20 protein-coding genes are annotated in these 22,375 nt (G+C 70.2%); 13 read left to right on the top strand and 7 right to left on the bottom strand.

All coding sequences use genetic code 11. From position 1 onward, the window contains the following. Nucleotides 1–130: 130 nt before the first annotated feature. On the bottom strand, nt 131–481 hold the full coding sequence (locus tag ACFSZT_RS02855) for a metallopeptidase family protein (RefSeq protein WP_377395025.1): 351 nt from the start codon (nt 479–481) through the stop codon (nt 131–133). A gap of 3 nt (nt 482–484) precedes the next feature. Beyond that, nucleotides 485–1,645, bottom strand: coding sequence for a septum formation family protein (locus ACFSZT_RS02850; protein WP_377395023.1), 1,161 nt, complete (start codon nt 1,643–1,645; stop codon nt 485–487). A gap of 87 nt (nt 1,646–1,732) precedes the next feature. Between ACFSZT_RS02850 and ACFSZT_RS02845 the strand changes: the two genes are divergently transcribed. From ACFSZT_RS02845 to serS, 5 genes are read left to right on the top strand one after another with little or no spacing between them, the layout of a single operon-like run. Then, nucleotides 1,733–2,335, top strand: a complete 603-nt coding sequence (locus tag ACFSZT_RS02845) for a hypothetical protein (RefSeq protein ID WP_377395020.1) — start codon at nt 1,733–1,735, stop codon at nt 2,333–2,335. After that, the gene (locus ACFSZT_RS02840; RefSeq protein WP_377395017.1) at nt 2,336–3,502 is read left to right on the top strand and encodes a glutathionylspermidine synthase family protein; all 1,167 of its coding nucleotides are present in this window, start codon (nt 2,336–2,338) and stop codon (nt 3,500–3,502) included. It abuts the gene before it with no gap. A 43-nt stretch (nt 3,503–3,545) separates the two neighbouring features. Next, a complete protein-coding gene (locus ACFSZT_RS02835) occupies nt 3,546–3,992 on the top strand; it encodes a DUF350 domain-containing protein (protein ID WP_377395014.1) in 447 nt (148 codons plus the stop codon). A 17-nt stretch (nt 3,993–4,009) separates the two neighbouring features. After that, nucleotides 4,010–4,927 (top strand): haloalkane dehalogenase, encoded by a 918-nt coding sequence (locus tag ACFSZT_RS02830; RefSeq protein ID WP_377395011.1) that lies wholly within the window; start codon nt 4,010–4,012, stop codon nt 4,925–4,927. Between the two features lie 36 nt (nt 4,928–4,963). Beyond that, on the top strand, nt 4,964–6,232 hold the full coding sequence (serS, locus tag ACFSZT_RS02825) for a serine--tRNA ligase (RefSeq protein WP_377395008.1): 1,269 nt from the start codon (nt 4,964–4,966) through the stop codon (nt 6,230–6,232). Here serS and ACFSZT_RS02820 read toward each other — a convergent pair. Beyond that, complete coding sequence (locus ACFSZT_RS02820) at nt 6,194–6,949, bottom strand: maleate cis-trans isomerase family protein (protein WP_377395005.1); 756 nt, start codon at nt 6,947–6,949, stop codon at nt 6,194–6,196. The genes serS and ACFSZT_RS02820 overlap by 39 nt on opposite strands. Before the next feature lie 233 nt (nt 6,950–7,182). On the opposite strand from ACFSZT_RS02820, the gene ACFSZT_RS02815 reads away from it, so the two are divergent. Next, a complete protein-coding gene (locus ACFSZT_RS02815; protein ID WP_377395002.1) occupies nt 7,183–8,166 on the top strand; it encodes a DUF3558 family protein in 984 nt (327 codons plus the stop codon). A 45-nt stretch (nt 8,167–8,211) separates the two neighbouring features. Here the strand turns inward: ACFSZT_RS02815 and lhgO are convergent, their stop codons facing one another. After that, nucleotides 8,212–9,420: an L-2-hydroxyglutarate oxidase gene (lhgO, locus tag ACFSZT_RS02810; protein WP_377396273.1), complete on the bottom strand. Its 1,209-nt coding sequence runs from the start codon at nt 9,418–9,420 to the stop codon at nt 8,212–8,214. 151 nt (nt 9,421–9,571) lie between these two features. On the opposite strand from lhgO, the gene ACFSZT_RS02805 reads away from it, so the two are divergent. After that, a complete protein-coding gene (locus ACFSZT_RS02805; protein ID WP_377394999.1) occupies nt 9,572–11,209 on the top strand; it encodes a hypothetical protein in 1,638 nt (545 codons plus the stop codon). Nucleotides 11,210–11,213: 4 nt separating this feature from the next. On the opposite strand, the gene ACFSZT_RS02800 is transcribed toward ACFSZT_RS02805, so the two are convergent. After that, nucleotides 11,214–12,029: an HAD family hydrolase gene (locus tag ACFSZT_RS02800; RefSeq protein ID WP_377394996.1), complete on the bottom strand. Its 816-nt coding sequence runs from the start codon at nt 12,027–12,029 to the stop codon at nt 11,214–11,216. Nucleotides 12,030–12,111: 82 nt separating this feature from the next. Between ACFSZT_RS02800 and ACFSZT_RS02795 the strand changes: the two genes are divergently transcribed. The 6 genes from ACFSZT_RS02795 (at nt 12,112) to ACFSZT_RS02770 (ending at nt 20,097) form a co-directional block, all read left to right on the top strand. Then, nucleotides 12,112–12,990 (top strand): LLM class flavin-dependent oxidoreductase, encoded by an 879-nt coding sequence (locus tag ACFSZT_RS02795; protein WP_377396270.1) that lies wholly within the window; start codon nt 12,112–12,114, stop codon nt 12,988–12,990. Between the two features lie 191 nt (nt 12,991–13,181). Then, nucleotides 13,182–14,405, top strand: a complete 1,224-nt coding sequence (gene glf, locus ACFSZT_RS02790; RefSeq protein WP_377394993.1) for a UDP-galactopyranose mutase — start codon at nt 13,182–13,184, stop codon at nt 14,403–14,405. Next, nucleotides 14,398–14,958 carry a phosphatase PAP2 family protein gene (locus tag ACFSZT_RS02785; RefSeq protein WP_377394990.1) on the top strand — a complete coding sequence of 187 codons (561 nt, stop codon included), beginning with the start codon at nt 14,398–14,400 and terminating at the stop codon, nt 14,956–14,958. The genes glf and ACFSZT_RS02785 overlap by 8 nt, the downstream gene beginning before the upstream one ends. Then, complete coding sequence (locus tag ACFSZT_RS02780; protein ID WP_377394988.1) at nt 14,955–15,890, top strand: decaprenyl-phosphate phosphoribosyltransferase; 936 nt, start codon at nt 14,955–14,957, stop codon at nt 15,888–15,890. The genes ACFSZT_RS02785 and ACFSZT_RS02780 overlap by 4 nt, the downstream gene beginning before the upstream one ends. Before the next feature lie 14 nt (nt 15,891–15,904). After that, nucleotides 15,905–17,866 (top strand): arabinofuranosyltransferase, encoded by a 1,962-nt coding sequence (locus tag ACFSZT_RS02775; RefSeq protein WP_377394985.1) that lies wholly within the window; start codon nt 15,905–15,907, stop codon nt 17,864–17,866. A gap of 80 nt (nt 17,867–17,946) precedes the next feature. After that, on the top strand, nt 17,947–20,097 hold the full coding sequence (locus ACFSZT_RS02770) for an ArnT family glycosyltransferase (protein WP_377394982.1): 2,151 nt from the start codon (nt 17,947–17,949) through the stop codon (nt 20,095–20,097). 67 nt (nt 20,098–20,164) lie between these two features. Here ACFSZT_RS02770 and ACFSZT_RS02765 read toward each other — a convergent pair whose 3' ends face one another. Both ACFSZT_RS02765 and ACFSZT_RS02760 read right to left on the bottom strand, forming a co-directional pair. Beyond that, complete coding sequence (locus ACFSZT_RS02765) at nt 20,165–20,920, bottom strand: decaprenylphospho-beta-D-erythro-pentofuranosid-2-ulose 2-reductase (protein ID WP_377394978.1); 756 nt, start codon at nt 20,918–20,920, stop codon at nt 20,165–20,167. Then, nucleotides 20,917–22,308 (bottom strand): FAD-binding protein, encoded by a 1,392-nt coding sequence (locus tag ACFSZT_RS02760; RefSeq protein ID WP_377394975.1) that lies wholly within the window; start codon nt 22,306–22,308, stop codon nt 20,917–20,919. Before ACFSZT_RS02760 ends, ACFSZT_RS02765 begins: the two co-directional genes overlap by 4 nt. Nucleotides 22,309–22,375: the final 67 nt, after the last annotated feature.

Below are 22,375 nucleotides of genomic sequence, written 5' to 3'. Positions count from 1 at the left end.
CGAGTCGAGGAGGGGACGACGAGCAGCGACGTCGCATGCCGGCTCATGGATCCACAGCACAGCGGGAACACATGTGTCGCGCAAGCAACTGAACCCTGGTGGGTGACGTCTGTCCCCGCCGTCCATGTGGTCAGCCCCAGCCGAGTTCGTGCAGTCGCGCGTCGTCGATGCCGAAGTGGTGGGCGATCTCGTGAACCACTGTGATCAGAACCTCCTCCACCACGTCGTCCTCGGTGTCGCAGATGCCGAGGATCGGCTCACGGTAGATGGAGATCCGGTCGGGCAGGACACCGCCGTAGTCGTGGCCGCGCTCGGTGAGGGCGACGCCGTGGTAGAGGCCCAGGATGTCGGGCTCCTCCTCGTTGCGTTCCTCGACGAGCACCACGACGTTGTCCATCGCGCCGGCGAACTCCTGCGGAACCTGGTCGAGCGCGGCGCTGACCAGCTCCTCGAACCGGCGCCGCGACATGGTCACGGCCACGCCTCAGCCTCCGTCCGGCGACGAGGCCGAGGCGGGCGCCGGCTCACCGGACTCGGGAGACTCGGCGGACTCGCCCTGCTCGCCGGACCCGGGAGACTCACCGGAGTCGCCGGAGTCGCCGGAGTCACCGGACTCACCCGGCTCGCCGGACTGGGCGGGCCCGGCGGGTTCACCGGGCTTGCCGGGCTCAGCAGGGTCGGCCGGTTCGGCGGGCTTGGCCGGCTCAGCCGGCTTCGGCTGCGCGGCGATGCTGCCGCGGACGGGTGCGAGGCCGCTGTTGTCCTTCAGCTTCGCGCCGACCTTGCAGTTGACCAGCGTCGAGCCGGCGTCCCAGCTCTCGCGTTCACGCAGGTCCCAGCTCAGGATGAGGCCCTGTGCACGCAGGTCGGCACCACCGGTGTAGTCCTCGACGATCCGCGAGCACCGCCGGTCGAGGAACTCCATCTGTTCCTCGTGCGACGGGTAGGAGTCGAACTCCTCGGCCAGGTCGACCAGGCCCACCATCTCGTAGGAGTGCTCCTGCGCGCAGTCCACCGGGTCGCCGACGGTCTTGCCCTGCAGCCCGAGGCACGTGCCGGGCTCCCAGACGTTCGACTGGTTCACCTCAGCCGCCGGCTGGGTCAGCGTCTGCAGCTCACCGCCCGGCGCGACCCACTGCAGGCCGCAGTGCAGCTTCCGGTGCCCGTCGGCCCACTGTTGGTCGTCGGGCCGCAGCATGCCGAGCGCCAGCTTGCCGTAGGGGTCCAGCGGCCCCTGGAGGTACTCGCGGGCGCTTTCGCCGCAGCGCTCCTCGGTGATGGCGCGCCACTGGTCGGCACTCGGTTGCCTGGCACCCCGCGGGAACTCCTTGGCGATGTCGACGACGCCCACCACCTCGAACAGGTGCTCGGAGGTGCAGCTCACCTTTTTCACATCGCTGGCGTCGGCGGCGGTCCAGGTGAGGCAGCTGCCGGGTGGTGAGCTGAACGCCTGCCTGCGGGCCATCAGCGCGGCCTCGGCTCGCTTCTGTGCGCGTTCGGCCTCGGACTCGACCCCCAAGGGCCCCAGGGAGAACACCCACGACAGCGACATCGCCACCAGCGCGCCGACGAAAACGCCGACGACCAGCACGCGCGTGCGCAGTGCTGTTCTCGTCGGTGGGAACCGGCGGGACTCGTCGGACATCGATACCCATGATGCCTGCTCGCGACGGCGACCGCTCGCGGGTCGATAGGGTGAGGTTGCGCATGCCTCGCGGTTACGGAGTGCCAGATGACCGAAGACGACAACACCCCGCAGCGGCCGGACTCATCCGAGCCGCCCCGGCGTGGCTCCATGCGATTCCAGGACGCCGAGAGCACCACTCCTCGCGAGCCCACCCTGGCCGAGCAGCGCGCGCGGCGCCGCGCCATGGTCGAGGAGCGGGAGCGCCAGGCCGCCGAGGAACGCGCGCGCGAGGAGGCCGAGCGCAAGGCTGAGACGCGGCGCAAGGTGTTCATCGGAACCGGCGTCACCGTCGGCCTGGTCGGCCTCGTCGCGGGCTGGTATGTGGTCGCCAAGCCCGAAGAGGTCACGGCCGTGTGCACCCGCGCGGACGGCACCATCGTCGAGAACGACGACTACTGCGACGAGGACTACGTCGAAAGCCACGGCGGCCACTACAGCGGCGGGTTCATGTTCCTGCCGCTGCCGGGCGGCGGCTACCAGCAGTACCGCTACAACTACGGCGGCACCGGCACGGTCGGCGGCAAGGTGTCGGGCGGCTCGTTCACCAAACCGGCGAACGCCGACATCGCCACCAAGTCCGGGAAGACGGTCCAGCGCGGTGGCTTCGGCATCAGCGGCGGCAGCTTCGGCAAGAGCGGAGGCTCGTAGGTGCACAGGGAATCCAGGCCGCCCCGGCGGGATTGGCAGCGCATCGTCGAGGAACAGGGCCTGGTGTTCGGCACCCCCGCGCGGTACGGCACCGGTCAGGCGCGCCCGTACTGGGACGAGTCGGTGCACTACGTGCTGCCCATGGACGAGGTGCTCTCCGTCGAGGCCGACGTCGAACTGCTGCACTCGATGTGCCTCGAGGCCGTCGACCACGTCGTGACCACCGAGCGGTACGCCGAGTTCGGCCTGCCCGAGTGGGTGTGGCCGCACATCGCCGAATCGTGGAAGCGCCGCGACCCGCATGTCTACGGGCGCTTCGACCTGCGCTACGACGGTCGCAGCCCGGCCAAGCTGCTCGAGTACAACGCCGACACGCCCACGTCGCTGCTCGAGGCGGCCGTGGTGCAGTGGCACTGGAAGACCGACGTCTTCCCCGACGACGACCAGTGGAACTCCATCCACGAGCGGCTCGTCGAGCGCTGGCAGGAGGTCGGTGCCGCGCTGCCGTCGAAGGAACTGCACTTCACGTGGTCCACCGCCGATCCCACGGGCGAGGACCACATCACCACCGCCTACCTCCAGGAGACCGCCGCCGAGGCGGGGCTGGACACCGTCGGGCTGTCCATCGAGGAGATCGGCTGGGATCCGCTGCTGAAGCGCTTCGTCGATCTCGAAGAGGCGCCGATGGGCACCATCGTCAAGCTCTACCCCTGGGAATGGGTGGTCGAGGAGGAGTTCGGCCGCTACGCCGTCGAGTCGCTCCCGCAGACCCTGTGGGTCGAGCCGCTGTGGAAGATGCTGCTCTCCAACAAGGCGATCCTCGGCCTGCTCTGGGAGAACTACCCCGGCCACCCCAACCTGCTGCCCGCCTTCAACGACCAGCCCGGCCTGCTCACCGAGTACGTGCGCAAGCCGAAACTCGGCCGCGAGGGCGCCAACGTGCAGATCGTCGCCACCGGCTACGAGACGCAGACCGGTGGCGTCTACGGCGCGGAAGGCTACGTGTACCAGGCGTTCGACCCGCTGCCCGAGTTCGACGGGTTCCGGCCCGCGCTCGGCGCGTGGATCGTCGGGGACAACGCCGCGGGGCTGGGGATCAGGGAGACGGCGGGGCTGGTCACCGACGACGGTGCCGCATTTGTCCCGCATCGCATCCCCGAGTCGTGATAGACACCACCGCGAAACGATCGAAGAATCTGGGAGAACTCAAGTGCTCGTAGCGCTGTCCGAGACGTTCGGTACCGACCTGGCCAGGGGCATCGGCGCGATCGCGCTGTACGCGATCGTCGGCCTGCTGCTGATGCTGCTCGGTTTCTACGCCATCGACCTCACCACGCCCGGCAAGCTGTCCGAGCTGGTGCGGCGCGGACTGCCGAACGCCGTGATCATCACCGCCTCGGGCATGGTGTCGATGGCGTTCATCGTCGTGATCGCCATCTGGACGTCGTCGGCCGACCTCACCGAGGGCTTGATCACATCGCTGGTCTACGGGCTCATCGGCATCATCGTCCAGGTCGCCGCGGTGCGGATGCTGGAGTGGGTGACCCGCATCGACGTGCGGTCCACGGTGGAGAGCGACAAGTTCGCGCCCGCCAGCTTCGTGGTCGCCGCCGCGCATGTGGCCCTCGGTCTGGTGGTAGCCGTCGCCATCTCCTAGCCACTACGGTTGTCCGCGTGCGGCTCCTGCGGACTCCTGAAGATCGTTTCGCCGACCTGCCGGATTTCGATTTCCCGGCCCTCTACGCCGATGTCGACCACCCGCTACACGGAATCGTCCGCGTCGGGTATGTCGAGACGGGGCCGCCGGACGGCCCGGTCGTCCTGCTTCTGCACGGCGAACCGAGCTGGTCGTTCCTGTACCGGAAGATGCTTCCGGTGCTCGCCGACGCCGGGCTCCGGGCGGTCGCGCCGGACCTGGTGGGCTTCGGCCGCTCGGACAAGCCCGCCGAGGTCGCCGACCACACCTACGCCAACCACGTCGAGTGGATGCGCGCGTTCGCGTTCGACGCGCTGGACCTGCGGGACGTCACGCTGGTCGGCCAGGACTGGGGCGGGCTGATCGGCCTGCGGCTCGTCGCGGAGAATCCCGGCCGCTTCTCCGGCGTCGTGGCCGCCAACACCGGGCTGCCGACCGGCGACCACGGGATGCCCGACGTCTGGTGGGCGTTCCACGACGCCGTGCAGAAGGCGCCGGTGCTCGACATCGCGCGCTTCGTGCAGTCGGGCTGCAGGACGGCGCTGTCCGAGGCCGAGAAGGCCGCCTACGACGCACCGTTCCCCAACGAGATGTACAAGGCCGGCCCGCGCGCCATGCCGGGGCTGGTACCGACCAGGCCCGACGATCCGGCGAGCGAGGCCAACCGCGCCGCGTGGAGCACGCTGACGACGCTGGACCTGCCGTTCCTGTGCGCGTTCTCCGACGGCGACCCCATCACGGCGGGCATGCGCCCCGTGCTCGAACGCCGCATGCCGGGCGCGGCCGGCCGGGAGCACCCGACCATCACCGGCGCCGGTCACTTCCTGCAAGAGGACGGTGGCGAACAGCTCGCGCGCGTGATCGTGGATTTCGTCCGCGGTCTGCAGGAGCCGTAGCAGGCCCGCGCCGGGCCGCCGACTACCCTCGACACCGTGATTGACCCCAGGACTCTGCGCGAAGACCCGGACGTGGTGCGCGCCTCGCAGCGCGCCCGCGGTGAAGACGAGGGCGTGGTGGACAAGCTGCTCTCCCTCGACGCCGAGCGCAGGTCCGCCATCGCCACGGCCGACCAGCTGCGTGCCGAGCAGAAGCAGCTCGGCAAGCAGATCGGCAAGGCCTTCGGCGAGGAACGCGAGGCGCTGCTCGCCAAGGGCAAGGAGCTGGCGGCGCGGGTCAAGTCCGCCGAGGCCGAGCAGGCGCGCGCCAGCGGCGAGTTCGACGAGCTGCACGGCAAGCTGCCCAACATCGTCCACCCCGACGTGCCGGCGGGCGGTGAGGACGACTACGTCGTGCTCAAGCACGTCGGAACGCCCCGGGAGTTCGATTTCACGCCCAAGGATCATCTCGAGCTGGGTGAGGCGCTCGGCGCGATCGACACCGAGCGTGGTGCGAAAGTTTCCGGCGCGCGGTTCTACTTCCTCACCGGCGTCGGGGCGCAGCTGCAGATGGCCCTGTTGAACCTCGCCGCCTCGCAGGCGGCCGAGAAGGGCTTCCAGCTGATGATCCCGCCGGTGCTCGTGCGGCCGGAGATCATGGCGGGCACCGGGTTCCTCGGCGCGCACTCGTCGGAGGTCTACCGGCTCGCCGAGGACGACCTGTACCTCGTGGGGACCTCCGAGGTGCCGCTGGCCGGCTACCACGCCGACGAGATCATCGACCTGGGCGCGGGCCCCAAGCGGTACGCGGGCTGGTCCACCTGCTTCCGGCGCGAGGCGGGCTCCTACGGCAAGGACACGCGCGGCATCATCCGCGTGCACCAGTTCGACAAGATCGAGATGTTCGTCTTCTGCCGTCCGGAGGACGCCGAGATCGAGCACGCGAACCTGCTCGCGTGGGAGGAGGAGATGCTCGCCAAGATCGAGGTGCCCTACCGGGTGATCGACACGGCGGCGGGCGACCTCGGGACGAGCGCGGCGCGGAAGTACGACTGCGAGGCCTGGGTGCCCACCCAGCAGACCTACCGCGAGCTGACGTCCACGTCGAACTGCACGACGTTCCAGGCTCGTCGGCTGGGGGTGCGCTACCGCGACGAGAACGGTCGTCCGCAGACCGCGGCGACGCTCAACGGCACGCTCGCGACGACCCGCTGGATCGTGGCGATTCTCGAGAACCACCAGCTCCAGGACGGCTCAGTGCGTGTGCCCGAGGCGCTGCGGCCGTTCCTAGGCGGCCGCGACGTCCTTGTCCCGCTGGGCGAATAGCCGGCCCGGCGCGGCGGTGTCGGTGATGCCCGCCGCGCGCAGCGCCGCCCACATCGTCACCTGGTTCGCGGTGAGCACCGGGATGCCGAGGTGCTGCTCCAGCGGTGCGATGAGGTCGTAGGTGGGCACGTTGGTGCAGCTGACGAACAATGCCTCGGCCCCGGTGGTGTCGACGCCGGAGATCGCGCGCAGCACGTCGGAGTAGGTGATCTTCCAGATGTCGCCGAGCAGGCCGAGGCCGAAGCTCGCGGTGGTCGTGAGGCCGAATTCTTCGAGATAGTCCAGAAGTCGCCCGGTCACATCGTCCACATAGGGCGTGATGACGGCGACGCGCTCGGCACCGACCTCGGAGAGCGCGCTCACGAGCGCACCCGACGTGGTGACCGCCGCGGGCGCCCCGGCGTCCAGCATCGCGGCCACGAGGGCGGCCTCGCCCGCAGCACCGTCGACGAAGCTGCCCGACGTGCACGCGTAAGCGACGGCCTTCGGTTCGGGCGTGAGGATGTCCTGCGTCGCGCGGCGCACGCCGTGCGGATTGCCGAGCGCCGACGCGAGCTGCACCGTCACCGGCTCCGGCAGATACGGCAGGCGGGTGGTGTGCAGACAGACGTGTTCGGGAAGCCACCGCCAGAGCTCGCGGTCCAGTGCGAAGTCGAAGGGGGCCACCAGGCCGATGCCGGTCGGCTCGGAGAGCCGGATGTCGGATTCGTCGAACACGAGATCAACGGTAGGTCCGCGCGCGCGTGCGTGAGACTGGTGGGAACAACCTTCACCGCCGGGAAATGCGATGTAACCGGACCGACTCGAATCGCTCATCCGCCGCCGTCGTCGTTAATCGGACGGCAACAATCGTTGTCTGCCAACGAGTGTGGCCGTTTCACCGCGGCGGCCCGGTTCGCCCGGTTAGGCTGTCGTCCGGTCCATCGGTGAACGTTCGGGGGGAGACGGTCGTGAAGGCACGCGTACTCGGGGTCGTGGCGTCGGCTGTGCTGCTGAGTGCGTGCGCCGCCACGGTGGGCGGAAACGGGCACCCCGCCCCCGCGCCGCCGAGCGAGAGCAGGCTCGCGAACGGGCAACCGTGCAAGCTGCTCACCGAGCGGGAGGCGGTGAGCCTCGGGCTGGTCGGCAAGGGCGAGTTCCGCGCGGGTGAGCCGCGCAACCTGATACCGCCGACGTGTAGCTGGGCCGCGGAGGACGACCGCGAGAGCAGCCGACTCTCGGCCGGTTACGAAACCTCGTTCTCGCTCGCGGACTACATGCTCGGCGACTCGCCCTTGGAGACGCTGGAGTTCGGTGGCCTGAAGTGGGGCAGGTATGCGAGCGTGGCCAGCGATTCGGTGTGCCTGCTCGCGACGGAGCTCGACGACACCTCGTTCGTGGTTCTCGTCTCCAGTGACCTCGACGACAAGGCCAAGGCGTGTGATCTGGCGAAAACCGCGGCGCCCTTCGTCGCGTCGCACCTGCCGGGCGGCCGGCCCGCGCCCGAGCCGACGATCGAGACGCCGGAGCCGAGTCCGCTCGCCTCGCTCGATCCGTGCACGCTGCTGCGGCCGGAGGAGGCCGAGCGGCTGGAACTGCGGGGCATCGGCGACGCCGTCGAGGAGCAACCCGGGCTGGACCTGCCGCCCGGCTGCAGCTGGCTCGACACCGATGGCCAGGGCGGCTGGCGGGACCTGCTGGTCTACGCCGGTGACCGTCCCGTGGAGGAGTGGTATTTCGCCGAGACACCCGGCGAACCGGTCGAGGCGGGCGGTCGCACGTGGACACTCCACCCGGAACCCAGCGACTTCCCCGGCGACTGCATCGCCGCGCTGGCGTTCACCGAGCGGTCGTCGGTCGTCATCTCCCACGCCAACGCCGACGACCCGGCCAGGGGGTGCGAGAAGGTCCGCGAGGCTGTGCCGCTCATCACCGCGCACCTCCCGGCGGCGTAGGGAACGGCGGACACGGCTACGGGAACGGCGGACACGCCGGCTCGGTCAGGCCTCCACCCGGTCGGCGACGTACTTCGCGATCTCGAGTGCGCTCGTGGCCGCAGGTGAGGGGGCGTTGAGGACGTGCACCTGGTTCGGGGCCTGGTCGATGAGGAAATCGTCCACGAGTGAGCCGTCGCGCAACATCGCCTGTGCGCGCACACCCGAGCCGTGGCGGACGATGTCGTCCGGGCCCACGGCGGGGACGAGCCGGGCGAGGCTGCGCGCGAAGCGGCGCTTGGACAGCGAACGGCGTACCTCGGCGAGCCCCACGGGGTAGGCGTAGCGGCGGGCGAGGCGCCACGCGCCGGGGAAGGTCGCCACGTCGGCGAGGTCCTTCACCGACACGTCACGCCAGCGGTACCCCTCGCGGCGCAGGGCGAGCACGGCGTTCGGTCCCGCGTGGACGCTGCCGTCGAGCATGCGGGTGAGGTGCACGCCGAGGAACGGCAGCGTCGGGTCCGGTACCGGGTAGATGAGGCCGCGCACCAGGTGCCGCCGCTGCGGCCGAAGTTCGTAGTACTCGCCGCGGAACGGCACGATCCGCGCTCGCGGGGTGATGCCCGCCAGCGTCGCGACGCGGTCGGAGTGCAGGCCCGCGCAGTTGACGAGCACATCGGCCCGGACCACATCCGACCCGGTCGCCACCTCGACGCCCGACGGCGAGCCGGACCGGATGCCGAGCGCGGGCGTGCCCAGGCGCAGGTCCGCACCACCGTCCTCGAGCAGCCGTACGAGGGCGGCGCACACGGCGGGAAAGTCGATGATGCCCGTCGACTCCACGCGCAAGGCCTGTACGCACGACACCTCGGGCTCGTACTCGCGTGCCTCGTCGGGCGAGATCATCCCTGCCGGAACGCCGTTGGCCTCGGCTCGCTCGGCCAGCACGCGCAGTGCGGGCAGTTCCCGTTCGTCGGTGGCCACGACCAGCTTGCCGCACACCCGCACCGGAACCCCGTGCTCGCGGGCGAAGGCGACGATGGACCGGTTGCCCGCCACCGACATCCGGGCCTTGAACGACCCCGGCCGGTAGTACAGACCGGCGTGGACGACGTTGGAGTTGTGGCCGGTCTGGTGCGCCGCCCACCGGTCCTCCTTCTCGAGGACGGTCACGTGCACGCCGCGCGTGCACAACTCGTGGGCGACCGCCAGCCCGAGGATTCCGCCACCGATCACGACCACTCGACGCACGGGTCCGAGGCTAACGGGTGCCAGGCGGAAACGGCGCGGTGAAGCCGAACGCGGGCACTGGCGGCACGTGCTCGCGAGCAGCTGGGCGAGTCCGACATTTCAGCCACCCGCGTGGTCGAGCCACCCGCTCGCGGGTTAACTTTGCGCCGACAGTGCGGGCGGTGGGGGTGGTCGGGTGATCGCTGTCGTGGCCGTGGTGTGGCTCTGCCTGGCCGTCGTGGTCGTCGCGGGTTGGTCACGGCTGGCCGCCGACCGCGGGTGGCGCATCGCCGTGCTGACCCTCGCGCTCACGTTCTCGCTCGTGCACCAGCTGCTGTTCGCCACGATCCCCGACGACGCCTACATCACCTTCCGCTACGCCCGCAACATCGCCGACGGCTACGGCCCGGTGTTCAACCTCGGTGAGACGGTCGAGGGCTACCCGAACTTCCTGTGGGTCGTGCTGCTGGCCCTGCCGCGCGCGATGTTCGGTGTGGAGGTCGAGCCGACCGCCGTCGTGCTGGGCACGCTCTGCGCCCTGGGCTGCGTGCTCGCCGCATACGTCCTGGCCAACCGCATCGTGCGGCTCGTCGTGCCGGACGGGCTGCCCGCGCTCGGCGTGGCCGCCGCGGTGGTGACGGCGGGCGCGGGCTCGCTGGCCGCCTACGGTCCGTCGGGCCTGGAGACGCCGCTGTACGTGCTGCTGGTGCTCACCGTCGTCCACGCGCTCGCCGGGGGACACCCGATGGCGGCGGGTGTGCTGGTCGCGCTGGCCGTCATGACCCGCCCGGACGGGCTGGGCGTGGCCGTGCTCGCGGGGCTGTGGCTGCTCGTCGCCGCGCTGCGGGGGCACGTCCGGTCGGCCGCGCCGGCGGCGTACGCGCTGGCGGCGCTGGTGCTGCTCGTGCCGTGGACGGCGTGGCGCGTGACCTACTACGAGCATGCGCTGCCGGCGGCGATCGTGGCCAAATCCGGCGGCCCCGTGACCACGCGGCTGGCGGCGGGATGGTCGTACCTGGCCGGGTTCGCCCTGGTGTCGCAGGCGTTGCTGCTCGTCGCGGCGATCGCGGTGGCCCTGCTGACCTACCGGCGCGGATCGGCCGGCCACGCCCGGTCGCTGGTGTGGCTGCTGTTCCTGCTCGCGGTGGGGCAGGCGGCGGTCGCGGTGGCCGCCGGAGGCGACACGCTGCCCGCGTGGCGGCTGCTCGCACCGGTGCCGCCGCTGCTCGCGGTCGCGGCGGCCGCGGCGGCAGGCATCCTCGCCGCCCGCGACCCGGCCCCCCGGCCGCGCCCGGCGGTGGCCATCGTCGCCCTGGCCGTGTGCGGACTCTCGCTGGTCATCAGCACGGCCCACCCTCGGATGTTGCCCGGTATGCACGACCACCGCGCGGCCACCGGCCGGCTCGGTGAGATCGGCGCGTGGCTGGGGGAGCACCTGCCACCCGGCACCGTGGTGAGCGCCTTCCGGCCCGGGGCGCTGGCGTACGCGGCGGGGCCCGGGCTCATCGTCGTGGACGTCCGGGGCGTCACCGACAACCGCATCGCACGCGAGGGCAGCCGCCGGCCGTTGCCCGGTGGCGTGGTGGTGGCCTCCGACTACGACTACGTGGTGAACGAACGGGCACCCGCGGTCGCCGTCGACACCGTCAGCGGCTCCGAGCCCAGGCAGACGTGCGGCATCGGACCGGCCTACGCCGGTGTGTACCAGGTGGCGACGTTCCGCCGCACGGACGGCTCGGGCTGGACGGACCTCTACCTGCGGGGCACGCTGGCCCGCGGTCTCGTCGAGCAGTTGGACACCGACCCGCGGTTCGACCACGTGCCGTGCGAGTGAGCGGTCAGAACCAGCGTTCCAGCACCTGGGCGACGCCGTCCTCGTGGTGGGGTGCGGTGACCTCGTCGGCCGCGTCCAGCACCACCGGGTGGGCGTTGGCCACCGCGACGCCGTGCCCCGCCCAGCGCAGCATCTCCAGGTCGTTGGGCATGTCGCCGAAGGAGATCGTGTCGTCGGCGGTGACCTCGAGCCGCCGCGCCACCTCCGCGAGTCCGGTGGCCTTCGTGACGCCGTGCGCGGCCAGTTCGATGAGCCCGCCCCGGGAGGAGAACGTGATGTCCACGTGGTCGTCCAGCACGGAGCGCGCCGCCTCCGCCATGGCGTCGGAGGTCATCTTCGGGTGGCTGACCAGCAGCTTCACCGCCGCGTGCCCGAGCACCTCGGCCCGCGAGACCTGCGTTCCCTCGCCGTCGCCCCACGGATTGTGGTAGTCGGACTCGATCACGAAGTTCTTCATGTCGTCGTCCACGGCGTGGGTGCCGACCCGCTCGGCGGCCAGCCTGCACCCCGGCAGCGCGAAGTCCAGTGCCTGCGCCACCTCGGTCAGCTCCGCGGGCTCGAGGAGCCCGTGCACGTCGACGATCCGGTCGGCGCCGATGTCGTACAGCACGGCACCGTTCGCGCACACGGCGTACCCGTCGAGTCCCGCCTGCTCGGCCACCTGCGGGATCCACCGCGGCGGGCGGCCCGACACCAGCACCACCGGCACACGGGAGCCCACCGCCCGGTTGACCACGTCGATCGTGCGATCGCTGAGGTGTGTCGCCGACGACAGCAGCGTGCCGTCGACGTCCGAGGCGATCAGGCTTGGCTTCTCCACACGTCCAGTTTCCCAGAGCATCGCCCGTCCACTCGCGTGTCGTGGAACACCGCTAGCGTGTGGCGGCGTGCGTGTAGGCATAGTGATCCTTCCCGAGGACCGGTGGTGGGCCGCCGAGCCGAAATGGCGGGCGGCCGAGGAGTACGGCTTCGATCACGCCTGGACCTACGACCATCTGGGCTGGCGAGATCTGGTCGGCGGGCCGTGGTTCGGCGCGGTGCCGACGCTGTCGGCCGCCGCCATGGTCACCTCTCGCATCCGGCTGGGCACGTTCGTCGCATCACCGAACTTCCGGCATCCGTTGCCGTTCATGCGCGAGATCGTGACTCTCGACGACCTCGCCGACGGCCGGTTCGTGCTCGGCGTGGGCGCGGGCGGCCTCGGCTACGACACCGAGGTGTTCGGCGAGCCCGAGCCCAGTCCGCGGGCGCGCGCCGACCGCTTCGTGGAGTTCGTCGAGGCATTGGACGGGCTGCTGCGCATCGACGGCTTCGACTACAGCGGCGACCACTACACGGTGCGCGGCGCGCGCAACCTGCCCGGTCCGGTGCAACGGCCGCGGCCGCCGTTCCTCGTCGCCGCCAACGGTCCGCGCACGATGCGGCTGGCGGCCCGGCTGGGTGACGGCTGGCTGACCACCGGGCGAAACGTGGACGAACAACGGGAGTGGTGGGCAGGCGTCGCCGAGCTCTCGGCCCGCTTCGACGAGGCGCTCCACGAACACGGCCGCGACGCCGACCGCGTCAACCGCTACCTCAGCCTCGACGCCGCGCCGGTGTTCTCGCTGTCGAGCAAGGAGGCCTTCGCCGATGCCGCGGGCCGCGCGGCCGAGCTCGGCTTCACCGACATCGTCACCCACTGGCCCCGCAGCGGAACGCCCTATCAGGGCAGGGAGACCGTGCTCGAGGAGGTCGTCGACGAGGTGCTCCCTCAGGTGCAGGGCCATGCTCCGAACGGGTGAGTGTCGACAAGGCGGGAACCGATCGGCCACACACCTCGTCGGTTCTGTCGTACGGCGCGGGCCGGGCTACCAGGGGGTGCTGGGAGCGCGGGCCCTCGTGCGGCAGGCAGGCGCGGAGGGGCACACCCGGTGAGGGTGCACGTGGAGCCTCGCCGCACGAGGGCCACAGCGCGTCGGTAGCCTTTTCGACCGTGAGCGCGCACAGCAACTCCCCCAGCAACACCGGTGGCTTCGCCGGATACGACCTCATCGTGGTCGGATCCGGTTTCTTCGGCCTGACGGTGGCCGAGAGAGCCGCCAGTCAGCTCGACAAGCGGGTGCTCGTGCTCGAGCGCAGGCACCACATCGGTGGCAACGCCTACTCCGAACCCGAGCCCGAGACGGGGATCGAGGTGCACACCTACGGCGCGCACCTGTTCCACACGTCGAACAAGCGGGTGTGGGACTACGTCAACCAGTTCACGGACTTCACCGGCTACCAGCACCGGGTCTTCGGCAAGTACAAGGGCCAGGTCTACCCGTTGCCGATGAACCTGCACCTCATCAACCAGTTCTTCGGCCGCTCCCACACGCCGGACGAGGCCCGCGAGCTCATCGCGCGGCAGGCGAGCGAGATCGACACCAAGGACGCGCAGAACTTCGAGGAAAAGGCCATCTCGCTCATCGGCCGCCCGCTCTACGAGGCGTTCTTCCGCGGGTACACGGCCAAGCAGTGGCAGACGGACCCGAAGGAGCTGCCGGCGGGCAACATCACCCGGCTTCCGGTCCGCTACAACTTCAACAACCGGTACTTCAACGACACCTACGAGGGCCTGCCCGTCGACGGCTACACGGCGTGGCTGGAGCGGATGGCCGAGCACCCGAACATCGAGGTCCGGCTCAACGTCGACTACTTCGAGGTCCGCGACCAGATCCCGGAGGGCACGCCCACCGTCTACACCGGCCCGCTCGACCGCTACTTCGGCTACTCCGAGGGCAGGCTCGGCTGGCGGACGCTGGACTTCGAGCGTGAGGTGGTCCCGACCGGCGACTTCCAGGGCACGTCGGTGATGAACTACAACGACGAGGACGTGCCCTACACCCGCATCCACGAGTTCCGGCACTTCCACCCGGAGCGCGAGTACTACCCGAAGGACAAGACCGTCATCGTGCGGGAGTACTCGCGGTTCGCCAAGGACGACGACGAGCCGTACTACCCGATCAACACGCCGGACGACCGGCAGAAGCTCGAGCGATACCGCGAATTGGCCAAGACGGAGGCCAAGGAGCGCAACGTCCTCTTCGGTGGCAGGCTCGGCACGTACAAGTACCTGGACATGCACATGGCGATCGGCTCCGCCCTGTCGATGTTCGACAACAAGATCGCCCCGCACCTGACCGACGGCGCACCACTGGATGGTTCGATCGATGCTTGAGAAGGATCCCGGGCAGGCCGCGCCGATCGAGGTCAAGCCCGCGGAGGGCGAGGTCGCGGTGCTCGCGGCCGTGCAGAAGGCGATCGCCCGCCCCGCGACCGTGAAGGCCGCGCGCGGGCTGTCCCATTTCGGCGAGCACAGTGCGGGCTGGTTCGCGCTGGGTCTCGTCGGCGCCGCCGTGGACAAGCGGCGGCGCAAGGACTGGCTCACCGCGGCGGCGGGGGTGGTCGGCGCCCATGCGGCGTCGATCGCGGTGAAGCGCGTCGTGCGCCGGGCCCGTCCGGACCACCCGAGTGTGCAGGTCGGCGTGGGTACGCCCAGCAAGCTGAGCTTCCCCTCGTCGCACGCGACGTCCACGACGGCCGCGGCCGTCCTCTACTCCGGGCTCACGGGGCGTAACCTCGTGCCCGCACTCGTGCCGCCGATGCTGGCCTCCCGGCTCGTGCTCGGCGTGCACTACCCGACCGACGTACTCGCCGGCGCGGCCCTGGGCGGCGCGGTCGGCGGTGTCCTGCGCCGCAAGCTGAACTCACGGAAGCGGAAACCACGATGAGTGAGACCACCGAGCGTGCCGAGGTAGGCGACAGCAGCACCCCCGTAGTGAAGAAGGGCCCGGTAGGGACCGTCTTCGGCGTGGTCAAGACCGCGCGCCCTCGCCAGTGGGTCAAGAACGTCCTGGTGCTGGCCGCACCGTTCACGGCGGGCCAGATCGCCAACGGCAGCGTGCTGCTGGACGCGCTGGTCGCCTTCGTGGCGTTCTCTCTCGTCGCGTCCTCGGTGTACCTCATCAACGACGCCGTCGACGTCGAGGCCGACCGGGCACACCCCACCAAGCGCAACCGGCCCATCGCCGCGGGCATCGTGCCGATCCCGCTGGCCTACGCCTCCGCCGTCGTGTTCTTCCTGGCCGGATGCGCGATCAGCCTGCTCGCCGACTGGCGGCTGCTGATCGTGCTGGTGATCTACGAAGCCATCCAGCTCGGCTACTGCTTCGGGCTCAAGCACCAGCCCGTGGTCGACCTCGCGATCGTCGGCTCCGGCTTCCTGATGCGGCTCATCGCCGGTGGTGTGGCCACCGGTATCGCGCTGTCCCAGTGGTTCCTGCTGGTCACGGCGTTCGGCTCGCTGTTCATGGTGGCGGGCAAGCGGTATGCCGAGATCATGCTCTTCGAGCGCACGGGCGCGAAGATCCGTTCGTCGCTGAAGAAGTACTCGGCGAGCTACCTGCGATTCGTGTGGGCCACCTCCGCCGCGATCCTGATCATGTCGTACTCGCTGTGGGCCTTCGAGCAGCAGCAGCGGGTGCCGGGCGCGATGTGGAGCGTCATCTCGCTGGTGCCGTTCGTCATCGCGGTCCTGCGCTACGCGGTGGACGTCGACGGCGGCAACGCGGGTGAGCCGGAGGAGATCGCCCTGCGCGACCGTGTGCTGCAGGTGCTGGGTGTCGCCTGGGTCGCCACGCTCGTCTGCTCGTACTACCTGTAGCGAGCCCGTCGCCGATGACCGACACCTTGCGCGCACGGAAACCGAATATCGCGTCAGCGAGCGCCGAGCCCGGCCAGGCGGAGGGTTTCCTGCGCGCGCCGCTGATGGGGCCGGGCCGCACGGTGGTCGAGCTGCTCCTTGCGGGCGGCTGGGCGGCGGTGCTGAGCCTGGCCATCCAGTTCGCGATCAATCGTCTTCCCCGGCTGGTGCCCGGCACCCACGTGCCCGCGGCCATGGTGGCCCTGTCCAGCGCGGTCATCATCGCGGTGGCGTTCGGGTCGCTCGCCGTGCCGCGAGTGCGCGCGTGGCCGGTGTGGGTGAAGCTCGCGGGCGCGTGGAGTGCGTTGTCCGCGCTGGTGACGGTCATCGTGGCGCTGCCGCTGATGTCGACGCGGTTCTTCCTTGGCGGGGCGTCGGTCGACAACAGTTTCCGGCTCCGTTATATGGAGCGGATGGCGTCGGACTGGGCGCTGAACGACATCAACTACTACGACGTCCCGCCCTACTACCCGGGTGGCTGGTTCTGGCTCGGCGGGCGCTTCGCCAACCTGTTCGGTCTCTCCGGCTGGGAGGCCTACAAGCCGTTCTCCATCATGACGGCGGCCGTCACCGCGGCAGTGACGTTCGTGCTGTGGAGCCTCGTCGTGCGCAGGCGGACCGCGCTGCTGGCCAGCGTCGTGACGCTGGTGGCGGGCCTGCAGTCGTCGAGCGTCGAGGAGCCCTACGCGTGGCCGACGACGTCGTGGCTGCCGCCGGTGATGATCCTGGCCTGGCTGGCCCTGCGCCGGCGGGAGGCGGCGAAGTGGCCACTCGTCCTGGTGGGCGTGTACCTGGGCATCTGCGCGATGACCTACACGCTGCACTTGGGCTTCGGCGCGTTGCTCGTGGTGGGCCTCGCCCTGGTAGCGGGCGTTCTGGCGGTGCGGGCCGGGGAGCGGCGCGGCGTGGTCGTGCGCCGCATGGTCGGCAGGCTCGTCCTCATCGGTGCGATCTCGGCGGCGATGCTGCTGGTGGTGTGGGCGCCGTTCCTGTTCGCGGGCGGGCTCGGGGCGGAAAACGTCGCCGCGCGGTTCTTGCCCTCGGGCAGCGCCTACTTTCCGATCCCGTTCAAGCCGGACGGCATCTTCGGGGCGCTCTGCCTCGCCGGGCTGGTCTGGTCGATCGTGCGGGCCCGCAGGAACACGGTCGCGTTCGTCCTGCTCGCCATCACGGCGGGCGTGTACGTGTGGTTCGCGCTGTCGATGCTGGCGCTGACCATGGAGACGACGCTGCTGGCTTTCCGCTTCGTGGTGACGCTGAACGTCACGCTCGCCGTCGGTGGCCTGTTCGCCGCACTGGAGCTGCTGCGGCTGCTGGTGCGCACGTGGAGCCAGTGGCGCAGGCCCGCGCTCGCCGTGTCGATGGTGCTCGCGATCGCCTCCTGCCTCTCGCTCGTCCAGGACGGCGTGCGGTACTCGATGGCGGAGATCATCGAGCGTGCCAACACCGACTTCTACCCGGACGGCACCACGGCGTCGGGCGGCGGCGACCCGGCCGACGACGCCGCGTGGACCGACGAGCTCATCGCGACCATCGACCGCCTCGGCACCGGCGAGCCGACCCGCGAGATCCTGCTGTCCGACCAGCTGCACATGATGTCGTTCCGCCCGTACTGGGGCTTTCACGACCTGACGCCGCACTACTCCAACCCGCTGTCCCGCTACACCGAGCGGGCCGACGAGATCCGGTCGTGGGCACGCTCCACCAGCCCGGAGCAGCTCTACGAGCGCATGCACGACGGCCCGTTCGAGCCGGCCACGATGTTCGTGCTGCGGCGCGCGGACGACGGATCGTTGCGCTACACCATCAAGTACGACACCTTCCCCGAGCGGATTCCGGTGAAGGGCAGGCCGGTCTCCTTCGACGCGGCCCTGTTCGACTCACCGCGGTTCGAGCGGCGCGATGTCGGCCCGTTCGCCGTCATCGCCGTCCGCTGACCCGGAGGGCAGGGCAGCGTCGAGTGCGGTGGCCGGAACCCGCCGGGTAGCTTCGTGAGGAGCCGACAGGGCAGGAGCGGATGAGCACGACAACCGACGCGGACACGGCGAAAACCTCCCCGGACCCCGAGGAGTCCGGTACGCGCCCGGCAGGCAGGGGCCGCCGGTTCCTGGCTCGCCGGGACCCGCTCGCGTGGCTGCTGGGCTGTCTCGCGCTGCTGGGCGGCGCCGTGTTCGTCATCGTGGACCTGGCGTGGAACCAGGGCACGTTCATCGCGCCGCTCGACGACGTCTACATCCACCTCCAGTACGGCAGGCAGCTCGGCGAGGGCCACCCGTTCGAGTTCAACACCGGCGACCCGATCAGCACGGGCGCGAGCAGCCTGCTGTACTCGTTCGTTCTCGCCGCGGCCTGGGTGCTCGGCTTCCAGGACGGCGGCTTCATCGGCTTCGCCGTGGGGCTCGGCATCGTCTGCACGGCGTTCGCCACCGGGCTCGCCTACCACCTCGGTCGCGTGCTGGTGAACCGCGCGATCGGCGTGTGGACGGGTGTGCTGGTCGGGCTCAGCGGCCCGTTGCTGTGGGGCGCGGCGAGCGGCATGGAGGTCGGGCTCACGGCGTTTCTCGCCACCGCCATGGTGTACGTCTTCGTGCGGGAACGGCCGCGGCAGCGGTTCCGGCTCACCCCGCTGTTGGGGGCGTTGCTGGCGCTGGTGCGGCCCGAGGGCATGGTGCTGGCGCTCATGCTGTGCGGCGCCATGGTCTGGACGGTGTTCGCCGCCCGGCGCGACGAGGGCCGGTTCCGGTTCGGCCGGGCGCTGTGGTGCCTGTTCCCGCTGGTCGCCGTGGCCGGCCAGTACCTGTTCTACCGGATCGCCACCGGCACGTTCACCGCCAACGGCGTCCAGTCGAAGTCGCACCTCAACGACCGGCCCGTGTTCTACCTCGGTGAGTTCGTCGACCGCACGGTCGAGAACGTGCGCGGCGCGGTCGGCTTCTTCAACGGCATGATCGGCCAGAACTACGCCTTCCCCGGCATGCTCGTCGCCTTCTTGATCGGGCTGGTGTACGTGTTCGCCACGCGCAGGCAGTGGCGGCCGCTGCTGATCGCCGTCGCGCTGGGGTTCGCCGGCATCGTCGCGTCGGTGTCGACGTTGTCGTCGGCGCTCATCCACGAGCTGCGGTACTTCCAGCCGTTCCTGCCCCTGTACATCCTGTTCGCCGTCTGCGGGCTCTACGGGGTGTCGCGGGTCGTGCAGCGCGAGCGGTTCCGCCGCATCGCCCTGCACACGCTGCTGACCATCGCTCTGCTGTTCTCGCTGGCGGCCCTGCCGACGTGGGCGGTGCGCTTCGGCTGGGAGTCGGCGACCATCCGGGACACCGACGTCTCGGCGGCCGGCTGGGTCAAGGGCAACCTGCCGCCAGACGCCGTCATCGGCGTCAAGGACGTCGGCGCGGTCGCCTACTTGGGCGAGCACCGGGTCGTCGACACCATCGGCCTGGCCACCAACGGATTCGCCGAGGCCAGCAACAACGGCACCGGCTCGCTGTACGAGAAGCTGCGCGAGCTGCCCGAGCAGCAGCGGCCCGACTACTTCGTCGTGTACGAGACGTGGCCGGGTGCGTCGATGCGGCCGTTCCTGGAGACCGGGGTCTTCGAGGCGGAGCCCGAGATGACCTTCCAGCTGCGCGCGCCCAGGGACGAGACCGGCTGGAGCATCGTGCCGTTCAACGAGCTCGGCGTGTACAAGGCGAACTGGGTCCTGGCGGGCACCGGCGACCAGCCGCCGCGGCCCGGCGACGTCCGCGACTACGTCAACGTCGGCGCACTCGACAGCGAGGAGCAGCACGGCTACACCGCCGACATGGCGCAGCCGCGGGTCCAGCCGTACACGCAACTGCGTAGGCAGGGCGACGTCATCGACAGCGGCCGGTACATCCTCGGCGGCGAGACGTTCACCGCACGGAACCTCGAACCCGGCAGGTCGATGACCATCACCGGGCGAGTGCTGCCCTCCGGTCCGGAACGGTTCGTGCGCGTGCGTGTCGACGGCCGCGACCTGGGCATTTGGAACCTCGGGCCGCGCGGCGACCGGTGGAACATCCGCACCTTCACCGTGCCCGGTGACGCGGTGACGTCGCCGGAGGTCCAGGTGCGGCTCGAGCCGGTGCGGCCCCTGCTCAGCCCGTACCCGGAGTACACCTCGTTCGGCTACTGGCTCACGCAGTGACCGACCGGATACGGCAACGGCCCCGCCGCGCGAGAGGCGGCGGGGCCGTTGCCCGGATCGGGGATACCTAGATCGGCAACTTGCGGAAGATCGGCCGCGGCACGTGCCGCAACGCCGACATCACCCAGCGGAACGTGCCGGGCGCCCACACCAGGTCCTTGCCTGCGCGGACGGCATCGACGGCGATCTCGGCCACCTGCTCGGCGGTCTGCTCCAGCGGAGCCTTGCCCATGCCCTCGGTCATCTTGGTGCGCACCTGGCCCGGCCGCACCACCGTGACCTGCACGCCGTACGGCGCCAGAGCCTCGCCCAGGCCGAGGTAGAAGCCGTCGAACCCGGCCTTGGTGGAGCCGTAGAGGAAGTTCGACCGGCGCACGCGCTCGCCGGCCACCGACGACAGCGCCACGACCGAGCCGTGGCCCTGCTGCTTGAGCTTGTCCGCCAGCGCCACACCCACCGACACGGCGGCCGTGTAGTTGACGGTGGCGAGCTCCACCGCCTTGGCGTGGTCCTGCCACACCTCCTCGGCGTCGCCGAGCAGCCCGAAGGCCACCACCGTCACGTCGATGTCCCCGCCCGCGAATGCCTTCTCGATCACGGCCGGGTGCGAGGCCGTGTCCTTGGCGTCGAAGTCCACAGTGGATACCTCGGCGCCCTTGTCCCGCAGGCGCTTCGCGGCGTCGTCCAAACGCGCCGACGGCCTCGCCGCCAGGACGATCCGGAGTGGACGCTCCGCGAGGTAGCGCTCGGCGATCGCCAGCGCGATGTCCGAGGTGCCGCCGAGCAGCAGCAGCGACTGGGGGTTGCCCACCGCGTCGATCACAGTTCCAGCCTCCTGGCCATGTCCGAGATGAAGATGCCGTCGGGGTCGACAGAGTGCCGGATCTTGCGCCACTCGTCGAGGCGGGGGTACATGCGGTGGAACATCTCCGCGGTGGTCCGCGAGTCCTTCGCCGTGTAGAGCCGCCCGCCCGCAGCGAGCACATCCTCGTCGAGTTCGGTGCAGAACCGGCTCAGGCCGTCCTTGATGGGGAAGTCGACGCTGAGCATCCAACCTGGGGTGGGCCAGGACAGCGGCGCCCGGTTCGCCTCGCCCATGCGCTTGATGACGTTGAGGAACGAATAATGCCCGGAGTTCGCGATCTTGCGGCACAGGCGCTTGAGGTCGTCCTCCCGGCCGAACGGCACGGAGAACTGGTACTGCAGGAAACCCTTCGACCCGTACGCCCGGTTCCACTCGCTCAGCATGTCCAGCGGGTGGTAGAACTGCGTCAGGTTCTGGATCTTGCCGCGCGCACCCTTCTTCGGCACCGTGCGCTGCCACAGGTTGTTGATGAGCCCGAACGTCACCTTGTTGCCGAGCCCGTTCGGGAAGATGTCGGGCAGCGTCGCCAGCACGGGCGCGTCGAACTTCAGCGGGTCGGCCTTCAGCTTGTCCGGCAGCTGGTCCAGCTTCGCCAGCGATCCCCGCGAAAAGGTGGCACGGCCGAGGCGCTCGTCCCGGGAGATGAGGTCCGGCACGGCCATCGAGTAGTCGTAGTTGAGGTCGGAGCCGTTGGTGAAAAGCTCCAGCGTCTCGTCGAGGTTCGACGTGCGATCGGCGTCGACCACGAAGTACGCGGTCTCGGTCTTCTTCATGCGGATCCTCGCCCGCAGGATGATGCCGGTGAGCCCGATGCCGGCGACCGTGGCCCAGAACAGGTCCGACTCGGGGCCGTCCGGCGTCAGCGTGCGGACCCTGCCGTCGGCCGTGAGCAGGTCCATCGACAGCACGTGGTTGCCGAAGCTGCCCGCGCTGTGGTGGTTCTTGCCGTGGATGTCGTTGGCGATGGCACCGCCGATGGTCACCTGACGGGTGCCCGGCAGCACCGGCACCCACAGGCCATGGGGGATGGCCGCGCGCATGAGCGCGTCCAGGCTCACGCCCGCGTCGACGTCCACGGTGCCGGAGTCCGGGTCGATCGAGTGGATCCGGTCCAGCGCGGTCATGTCGATGACCAGCCCGCCCGCGTTCTGTGCCGGGTCGCCGTAGGAGCGGCCGAGGCCACGCGCGATCACCCCGCGCTCGCCCGCCTGCGCGACGGCGCGGGCGATCACCTCGACGTCGGGCGTGCTCAGGACGTTCGCGGTGGTCGGAGCCGTGCGGCCCCAGCCCGCGAGGGTCCGGCGTTCGATGTGCGGTCCGGGAGTCTGGGAGGTCTCAGCGCTCACCCGGCCCAGGGTAACCGTGCCGAGACACGGGCCGACGCGCCCCGGGTTCGGTGACGTTCTTAGACTC

The organism is Prauserella oleivorans (genome assembly GCF_042685745.1).
Taxonomy (GTDB): Bacteria; Actinomycetota; Actinomycetes; order Mycobacteriales; family Pseudonocardiaceae; genus Prauserella_A; species Prauserella_A oleivorans.
The sequence above is the reverse complement of the archived record's forward strand: the minus strand, read 5'-3'. Positions and strand labels throughout refer to the sequence as shown.

Excerpts from the sequence above, each read along its gene's own strand:
- ACFSZT_RS02850 (WP_377395023.1), bottom strand. The coding sequence starts at position 1,645 with ATGTCCGACGAGTCCCGCCGGTTCCCACCGACGAGAACAGCACTGCGC.
- ACFSZT_RS02845 (WP_377395020.1), top strand. The coding sequence starts at position 1,733 with ATGACCGAAGACGACAACACCCCGCAGCGGCCGGACTCATCCGAGCCG.
- ACFSZT_RS02785 (WP_377394990.1), top strand. The coding sequence starts at position 14,398 with ATGCTTGAGAAGGATCCCGGGCAGGCCGCGCCGATCGAGGTCAAGCCC.
- ACFSZT_RS02780 (WP_377394988.1), top strand. The coding sequence starts at position 14,955 with ATGAGTGAGACCACCGAGCGTGCCGAGGTAGGCGACAGCAGCACCCCC.
- ACFSZT_RS02775 (WP_377394985.1), top strand. The coding sequence starts at position 15,905 with ATGACCGACACCTTGCGCGCACGGAAACCGAATATCGCGTCAGCGAGC.
- ACFSZT_RS02770 (WP_377394982.1), top strand. The coding sequence starts at position 17,947 with ATGAGCACGACAACCGACGCGGACACGGCGAAAACCTCCCCGGACCCC.